Source organism: Cryobacterium sp., from assembly GCF_025463825.1.
Classification (GTDB): Bacteria; Actinomycetota; Actinomycetes; order Actinomycetales; family Microbacteriaceae; genus Cryobacterium.
The window spans coordinates 1-8,190 of record NZ_JAODBG010000032.1; the positions used below are offsets into that span (position 1 = coordinate 1).

The window sequence follows — 8,190 nt, forward strand, 5'->3', positions numbered from 1 at the left end:
CCACGTCGACAACCTCGTCTGCCTCTGCAAGGGCTGCCACCGGCTGAAACACCAATCCAGCTTCAGCACCAACCAAGGCCCTGGCGGTGCCCTCACCTGGACCAGCCCCGGCGGCAAGAAATACCCCAGCAAGGCTGCGACGCCGCCGTCGGACACGGCTGGGATTCCTCTCCCCGTCTCCGACAAGCCACCGCCCTTCTAAGCGCCGCACCTGGGGCTGCGCAGCCGGCTCCACGCTCCAGCGCCGGGCACAAGGTTGTCCGGCAGCCGCGACACCGACCCGGCACCACCGCTAGTGTCGGAGAAAGAGCCCGACACCGGGTCGACCGGCGCCGACGTTCCCGGTCGCGAAGGAGCAACCATGGTGCGCAGGCCCCCGCCCATCGTCGTCGGCGTCACATCGGGACAGCCCGACGCCGTGGTTCTCGCCGCATCGGAGATCGCCACCCAGTTCGGCGCGGAGCTGATTTGCGCGGCGGTGGACCCGAGCCGGTACATGCTCGAAGAGCTGCCGGACGGCAGCATGACGAGCGCGTCCTTCGATCCCGACGCGCTCGAACAGTCCGTGGCGGAATTCGACCCCGGCCTGCGTGCGCAGATCGATCGGGTGCTGCACGGGCGCCCGGTGACCTGGTCCACCCGAATCCTGGCCGGCGACCCGGCTCGCGCTCTCGGCCATCTGGCCGGCACCGTGCGGGCGGTGATGATCGTCGTCGGGTCGCGCGAACCCACCATCCGGCACAGCGTGCGTTCGTTCTTCACGGGGTCGATCGCGATGCGCCTGTCGCACGGGCAAAATCGCCCGGTGGTCATCATCCCACTGGACCCGGTGCCGTTCGGCGCCGAGCCGCCGTGGGAAACCGACCGACCTCGTCGCTGGGCGGATGAGCTCGCTCACCCCGGAGGCGGATGTGCGGCCGTCGGGGCATCCTTATCGTTGAAGGCACAACGAAGGGGCGCACATGCTCGAGATCAGGGACATCAACAAGCACTACGGAGCACACCAGGTGCTCACCGATGTGAGCTTCACGGTGGGCGATGGCCGGATGACCGGCTTCGTCGGTGCCAATGGAGCCGGCAAGACCACGTCGATGCGCATCATCCTGGGCGTGCTCTCGCCCGACTCCGGCAGCGTGCTGCTCGATGGCGTGCCGCTCACCGCCGGCGATCGGCGCCGGTTCGGCTACATGCCGGAGGAACGCGGTCTGTACCCCAAGATGAAAGTCGCCGAACAGCTGGTTTACCTGGCCAGGCTGCACGGCCTGAGCACCGCCGCCGCCAAGCGCAACACCGGCGACCTGCTCGAGCGGCTCGGCCTCGGCGAGCGCGCCAACGACTTCGTCGAGGCGCTGTCGCTGGGCAACCAGCAGCGCGCCCAGATCGCCGCGGCGCTCGTGCACGACCCCGAGTTCCTGGTGCTCGACGAACCGTTCTCCGGGCTCGACCCGATCGCCGTGGAAGTGGTGCTCACCGTGCTCAAGGAGCACGCGGCCGCCGGCGCCCCGGTGCTGTTCTCCTCCCACCAGCTCGACCTCGTCGAACGGCTCTGTGACGACCTGGTCATCATCGCCGCCGGTGAAATCCGCGCCAACGGCTCCCGCGAACGCCTGCGTGAGCAGTTCAGCACCCCCCGATTCGAGATCCACACGGATGCCGACGCCGGCTGGATCCGCGGCGTCGACGGCATCACCGTGATCGACTTCGACGGCGGCGAGGCCGTTTTCGACGCCGACTCCGACGCCGCCAGCCAGAGCGTCCTCCGCGAGGCCCTCACCCGCGGCGCGGTGCACTCCTTCGGCCATCTCCGGCCTACCCTCTCTGCCATCTTCAAGGAGGTCGTGCAGTGAGTACGAACATCAAGCCGGCCGCCGGCACGGAGGTCCGCCAGCCCGCATCCCGCGCCACCCACAGCGCACCCAGCTTCTGGGCCAGCGTCTGGCTGGTCTCCACGCGGGAGATCATGTCCCGCCTGCGCAGCAAGGCCTTCCTCATCTCCACGGGCATCCTGCTGCTGATCGCGGTCGGTTCCGTGGTCGCCGGCGGCGTGATGAGCGCCAACCCCTCCACCACCAAGGTGGCCGTGGTCGGCACGGCCAGCGCCGCGGTCGGTGAATCCTCCGGCCTCACCGCGGTACCCGCCGTCGACCTCGCCGCTGCGGAGGAGCTCGTGCGCGACGGCACCGTTGAGGCCGCGATCGTGCCGGACGACTCGCTGATCGGCGTCGGCGTGATCGCCCTGGACTCCCCACCGAGCGCGGTCATGAACGCGCTCAGCATTTCTCCCGCCGTCGAGCTGCTCGACCCGGCGGAGCAGGGCGGCTTCCTCGTCTACATCGTGGCGCTCGGCTTCGGTCTGGTGTTCTTCATGTCGGCGCTCACCTTCGGCTCCACCATCGCGCAAAGCGTCGTCGAGGAGAAGCAGACCCGGGTGGTGGAAATCCTGATGTCCACGATCCCGGTCCGCGCGCTGCTGGCGGGCAAGGTGCTGGGCAACTCGATCATGGCGCTCGGCCAGATCCTCGCGATCGCGCTGCTGGTCGGGATCGGCATGGCGGTCACCGGTCAACGGGTGCTCCTGGCCGACCTCGGGCCGGCCATCGCCTGGTTCGCGGTGTTCTTCGCCTTCGGCTTCGTCATGATTGCGGCCCTGTTCGCCGCGACGGCGTCGATGGTGTCCCGGCAGGAAGACGTGGGCACCACGACCGCACCGGTGACCTACCTGGTGATGATCCCGTACTTCGCGGTGATCTTCTTCAATGAGAACCCGCTCGTGATGGCGATCATGTCGTATGTGCCCTTCTCCGCTCCGGTCGGAATGCCCGTGCGGGTCTTCCTGGGCACCGCCGAGTGGTGGGAACCGCTCGTGTCGCTGGTGATCCTCGCCCTCACCACGGCCGCGGTGATCCTGTTCGGCTCCCGCATCTACCGCAATTCGCTGCTGAAGATGGGCGGTCGGGTCTCCTACAAGCAGGCGCTACGCGGCTGATCAGCCGGTGCCGGTCACGATCCAGCCTCGCGCGCGTACGAGCAGCTCGGCATAGGCGGCGGGGATGGCGGCGGCCGGAAGGGTGGTGAAGTCGGCGGCGTGCGAGTACCCGGCTGCCCGGCGTACCGCCTCCACCCCGGCGAACCGCCAGGCGTCACTGTGGATGCGTTCCAGCCAGGCGTCGAGTTCGAGTCCGTCGGGTGCGTCCAACCGGCGCGGCCAGCGCTCGGTGACCGCCGCCACGAAGGCCAGCCAGCTCGACTCGATCCCGCTGGCGCGGTCGGCGGCCAGGTGCGCCGCATCCACCCGTGCTGCGGCGATGGACGCGATCGTGAGGTTGGCCCAGAACAGGCCCAGGTCCATGCCGACCGGACCGACGAAGCTGAACTCGGGGTCGAAGATCTTGATCGCCCGCGCGCCGTTCCGCTCACCGATCATCACCGACCCCGAGTGCAGGTCGCCGTGGATCAGGGCCTCAGCGCGGGTCGCGAAAATCTGCTTCACGGAGTCGACGGCGTCGAGCAGCTCGGTGTCGGCGTACATGGCGCGCACCTCGTCGTCAAGTTCTGCGATCCAGTGATTGTGGTCGTTGAGCCGGAACGGCTCGTCGAGCACGGCGTCGACGGTGAGCGCGCAGAGCTCCGGATTGGCCGCGGTGTCGATGAGCGCGGCATGCTCATCGGCAGGAAGACCCACGAGGCTGGTGGCGAGGGTCAGCTCGGCGCTGAACCGGCCGACGACGGCGCCGAGCGCCTCGAAGTCGATGGCGACGGGTTCGGCGCCGGCCACCGTGTCGGCCACCTGGCGCACGAGCAGATCTCGCAACACGTCGAGGTCGGAGAGGTCCTCCATCACCAGGACGAACCGGTCGAGGTCCACCGGCTCGACCGTCGGCACGCTACTGGGCACCAAGTCGGCGAGCATCGCGTAGGCGCGGGCCTCGGAGGCGATCCGGTTCGGGTCGATCGGCCACTCGGGGCCGACCGTCTGCACCCACGGCGGCGCCTGCTTCACCGCCAGGCTGCCCAGCGGGCCGCGGGCGATGAAGACCCGGTTCATGTTGCCCGCCGTGACCTCCGTCACGTCGATCTCCGCGGCGGTTGCCGCCAGCCGAGACGACAAGTCGGCGCCGGTGAGGTAGTCCACCACATCGTCGCGGGTCACCAGCAGGTCGTACTCGGCGGTGCTGGACGGGGTGGGAGTGGTGTCGATGGTCACCGGTGGCTCGATCCTGGGACGCGGTCGGGTGGGTCGTCCCAAAATAGCGGTTGCACCTGCGAAACGACCCACCCGGCTCCGGCCGGGCGACAGCGGCCTACTCGGAGATGCCCTCGACGGTGGCGCCGGTCTGTTCGTTGCTCGCGCTCGCGGCGATGTCCGCCTGGGCGACGATTCCGATCAGCTCGTGGCCGTCGATCACCGGCAGCCGCCGCACCTGGTGCTCCACCATCACCCGGATGGCCTCGTCGAGGTCGTCGTCGGCACCGATGGTGACGGGCTTGCCCTGGGCGAGGCTGCCGGCCGTGACGCTGGTGGGGTCACCGCCGTCAGCGACGCACTTGACCACTATGTCGCGGTCGGTCAGCATCCCCTTGAGCCTGCCGTCCCCACCGCAGATCGGCAGCGCTCCCACGTTGAGGTCACGCATCTTGACCGCCGCATCCTGCAGGGTTTCGCCCTCCTTCACGCATTCGGCACCCTGCGTCATCACATCCCGCACTGTTGTCATCAGTCTCTCCTTTGAGATCGCCCCCGCGTCGGGGCCTGTCCTTCGACCGTAGGCGCGGCTTTCGCGCACGGCAAGGGTCGTCCAGCCACGCCGTCGCGAGCGGCGATTCGGTGCGCCCTCGCCCGGCAGACGCACAGATTCGCCGCGACGGAGTGCGCCAAGATGGAGGGGTGACCTCCCTCCATGACCTGCTCTCCCGCGGCTTCGCGTCCGACAACTATTCCGGCATCCACCCGGAGATTCTCGACGCGATCGTGCGGGCCAACGGCGCCCACCAGATCGCCTACGGCGACGACGTTTACACCGCGGAACTGCAACGCGTTTTCGCACGGCATTTTGGTGAGGGCGCGCAGGCGTTCCCCGTGTTCAACGGCACCGGCGCCAACGTGATCGGCCTGCAGTCGATGCTGCCGCGCTGGGGAGCGGTCATCTGCGCGAGCACCGCCCACATCAACACCGACGAGGGCGGCGCGCCTGAGCGTGTCGGCGGGCTCAAGCTGCTGCCGATCGAGACCCCCGACGGCAAACTCACTCCCGCGCTGATCGACCAGGAGGCCTGGGGCTGGGGTGACGAGCACCGCGCCCAGCCGCTGGTGGTGTCGATCACCCAGACCACCGAGCTCGGCACCCTGTACACGCCCGCCGAGGTGCGCGCCATCGCCGATCACATCCACGCCACGGGCATGTTCCTGCACATGGACGGCGCCCGCATCTCCAACGCCGCGGCCGCCCTCGGGGTGCCGTTCCGCGAGTTCACCAGCGACGCCGGCGTCGACGTGCTCAGCTTCGGCGGCACCAAGAACGGCATGATGCTCGGCGAGTGCGTCGTCGTGCTCAACCCCGACGCATCCACCGGCCTCAAATACCTGCGGAAGCTGAACATGCAGCTCTCCTCCAAGATGCGCTTCATCTCGGCGCAGCTGATCGCCCTGCTCGACGGCGACCTGTGGCTGCGGAACGCCGACCACGCCAACGCCATGGCCGCACGCCTGCGCGGTGCGCTCGAAGAGGGCCTGGCGGATGGGTCGGTGACCGGGATCTCCTTCAGCCAGCCCACGCAGGCCAACGCGATCTTCGCCGTGCTGCCCGCCGGCGTGGCCGACAAGGTGCGCGAGTTCTACCGGTTCTACGACTGGAACCCGGCCACCGGCGAGGTGCGCTGGATGTGCGGCTTCGACACCACCCCTGAGGACGTCGACGACTTCGTCTCCGCACTGACCAAGGAACTGGTCAGCGCATGAACGTCTTCGCGAGCAAGCCCTGGTTGAGCTCCTACGCCCCCGGCGTGCCCAACACCATCGCAGACCCGACCGAGACCCTCACCGACATGATCGAGGGCTCCACCCGCCGCTTCGGTGCCTTGGTGGCGCTGGACTTCTTCGGCGGCACAATGACCTACGCCCAGCTGGGCGACGAGATCTCCCGGGTGGCCAACGGCCTGCGCCGGCTCGGCGTGAAACCCGGCGACCGGGTGGCCCTGGTGCTGCCGAACTGCCCGCAGCACATCGTGGCGTTCTACGCCGTGCTGCGGCTGGGCGCGATCGTGGTGGAGCACAACCCGCTCTACACCGAGCGTGAACTGCGCCACCAGTTCGAGGACCACGGCGCCAGCGTCGCCATCGTCTGGGACAAGGTCTACTCCATGGTGCGCGGCTTCCCCCGCGACATGGGCCTGCACACCGTCGTGGCCGTCGACGTCACCCGGTCGATGCCGCTCGCCACCCGGCTGGCCCTGCGCCTGCCGATCCCCAAGTCCCGCACCGCCCGCGCGGCGCTCACCGTGGCCCAGCCGCTCAAGGACGCCATCGAGTGGAGCGCGCTGGTCAGTTCCCGCCGGCTACGCACCGCGCATCCGCGCCCACTGCTCGGCGACACCGCGGTGCTGCAGTACACCAGCGGCACCACCGGCACGCCCAAGGGCGCCATCCTGACCCACTTCAACCTGCAGGCGAACGCCCAGCAGAGCGAAGCCTGGGTGCCCGGACTCGAACGCGGCAAGGAGGTCTTCTACGGCGTGTTGCCCATGTTCCACGCCTACGGCCTCACCCTCTGCCTCACCGTGGCGATGTCCATCGGCGCCCGCCTGGTGCTCTTCCCCAAGTTCGACGTGGGCCTGGTTCTCAACGCCGTCAAGAAGACCCCGCCCACCTTCCTGCCCGCGGTACCGCCGATCTACGACAAGCTCGTGAAGGGCGCCGACGCCGCCAACATCAGCCTGCGCGACACCAAGTACGCCATCTCCGGGGCGATGAGCCTGCCCCTGGCGACGGTGGAACTCTGGGAGACCGCCACCGGCGGCCTGCTTGTCGAGGGCTACGGCATGACCGAGTGCTCGCCGATCGCGGTGGGCAACCCTATGGGCCCGAGCCGGCGCCCCGGCACCGTCGGAGTGCCGTTCCCCAGCACCGAAATCCGCGTCGTCGACCCCAAGGATCCCACCGTGGACCGCGGCTTCGACGAGGAGGGCGAGCTGCTCGTGCGCGGCCCACAGGTGTTCTCCGGCTACTGGGACCGCCCCACCGACACCGCCCAGACACTGCTGGCGGATGGCTGGCTGCGCACCGGCGACATCGTCAGGGTGTCCCCGGACGGTTTCGTCACCATCGTGGACCGCATCAAGGAACTGATCATTACCGGCGGGTTCAACGTGTCGCCGTCGGAGGTGGAGGCGGCGCTGCTGTCGCACCCCGACATCGCCGATGCAGCCGTGGTCGGAATCAAGGCCCAGACCGGTGGTGAAGACGTGGTCGCCGCCGTGGTGCTCATCGCCGGTGCCACCCTCGACGGAGACGGGTTGCGGGAGTACTGCCGCACCCGCATCTCCGCCTACAAGGTGCCCCGCCGCATCGTCGAGGTCGACGACCTGCCGCGTTCGCTGGTAGGCAAGGTGCTGCGCCGCCAGGTGCGCGACAGCCTGGCCGCCGAGGAGACGCCGACAGCCTGACGGCAGCGACTCTGTGCGAATTCACATGCGGATGCATGGAATACCGGCGTGCGCCGGACGTTAAGGTCAACTGGGACGATGATGCCCCGCATCCTATTCATCCATTGATTCACAAGAAAGCCGGGCATCATGACCCTCATCACGGACACCCACCGCCGCGCCGCTGACACCACCGCCGCCATCCTCCCCGCGATGGCCGAGCGCTGGAGCCCGCGCGGTTTCGACGCCACCGCGGTTATCGACGAGGACACTCTGACCACGATCCTCGAGGCCGCCCGCTGGGCGCCGTCCGGCAACAACAACCAGCCGGCCCGCTTCATCGTCGCCCGCCGCGGCTCCGCGAGCTTCCGCAAGATCCACTCCCACCTGATGGGCTTCAACCAGGCCTGGGCCGACAAGGCCTCCGTCCTGTTCCTCAACATCGCCGAGGGTGACAACGCCTGGGCCCAGTACGACCTCGGCCAGGCCGTCGCGCACCTCACCATCCAGGCCCAGCACGAAGGCCTGTTCAGCCACCAGCTCGGCGGCATC

Annotated in this window: 8 protein-coding genes and 1 pseudogene; 7 read left to right on the forward strand and 2 right to left on the reverse strand. The window is 68.7% G+C overall.

The genetic code is table 11. The features are described 5' to 3' along the window. From JWP54_RS03910 to JWP54_RS03925, 4 genes and pseudogenes are all read left to right on the forward strand, one after another. Positions 1–202, forward strand: a 202-nt coding sequence (locus JWP54_RS03910; protein ID WP_297367538.1) for an HNH endonuclease signature motif containing protein, incomplete at its 5' end; no start/stop codon positions are given. Between the two features lie 159 nt (positions 203–361). Beyond that, a pseudogene (locus JWP54_RS17650) lies at positions 362–760 on the forward strand (universal stress protein); the annotation flags it as partial. 202 nt (positions 761–962) lie between these two features. Next, on the forward strand, positions 963–1,847 hold the full coding sequence (locus tag JWP54_RS03920) for an ABC transporter ATP-binding protein (RefSeq protein WP_297367545.1): 885 nt from the start codon (positions 963–965) through the stop codon (positions 1,845–1,847). A 92-nt stretch (positions 1,848–1,939) separates the two neighbouring features. Then, positions 1,940–2,986, forward strand: a complete 1,047-nt coding sequence (locus tag JWP54_RS03925) for an ABC transporter permease (RefSeq protein WP_367274180.1) — start codon at positions 1,940–1,942, stop codon at positions 2,984–2,986. Here the strand turns inward: JWP54_RS03925 and JWP54_RS03930 are convergent, their stop codons facing one another. Then, positions 2,987–4,204, reverse strand: coding sequence for a phosphotransferase (locus JWP54_RS03930; RefSeq protein ID WP_297367549.1), 1,218 nt, complete (start codon positions 4,202–4,204; stop codon positions 2,987–2,989). A gap of 97 nt (positions 4,205–4,301) precedes the next feature. Then, entirely contained in the window at positions 4,302–4,715 is a 414-nt protein-coding gene (locus JWP54_RS03935) for a CBS domain-containing protein (protein WP_297367552.1), read from the reverse strand. Positions 4,716–4,885: 170 nt separating this feature from the next. On the opposite strand from JWP54_RS03935, the gene JWP54_RS03940 reads away from it, so the two are divergent. The 3 genes from JWP54_RS03940 to JWP54_RS03950 form a co-directional block, all read left to right on the forward strand. Continuing rightward, positions 4,886–5,956 carry a low specificity L-threonine aldolase gene (locus JWP54_RS03940; protein WP_297367555.1) on the forward strand — a complete coding sequence of 357 codons (1,071 nt, stop codon included), beginning with the start codon at positions 4,886–4,888 and terminating at the stop codon, positions 5,954–5,956. After that, positions 5,953–7,659 (forward strand): long-chain-fatty-acid--CoA ligase, encoded by a 1,707-nt coding sequence (locus JWP54_RS03945; protein ID WP_297367558.1) that lies wholly within the window; start codon positions 5,953–5,955, stop codon positions 7,657–7,659. The genes JWP54_RS03940 and JWP54_RS03945 overlap by 4 nt, the downstream gene beginning before the upstream one ends. 129 nt (positions 7,660–7,788) lie before the next feature. Then, the coding region (locus JWP54_RS03950) for a nitroreductase family protein (RefSeq protein WP_297367560.1) at positions 7,789–8,190 on the forward strand (402 nt) is incomplete at its 3' end.

Bases quoted from the DNA above. Each gene is read 5' to 3' on its own strand.
- JWP54_RS03920 (WP_297367545.1), top strand. From the start codon at position 963: ATGCTCGAGATCAGGGACATCAACAAGCACTACGGAGCACACCAGGTG.
- JWP54_RS03935 (WP_297367552.1), bottom strand. From the start codon at position 4,715: ATGACAACAGTGCGGGATGTGATGACGCAGGGTGCCGAATGCGTGAAG.
- JWP54_RS03945 (WP_297367558.1), top strand. From the start codon at position 5,953: ATGAACGTCTTCGCGAGCAAGCCCTGGTTGAGCTCCTACGCCCCCGGC.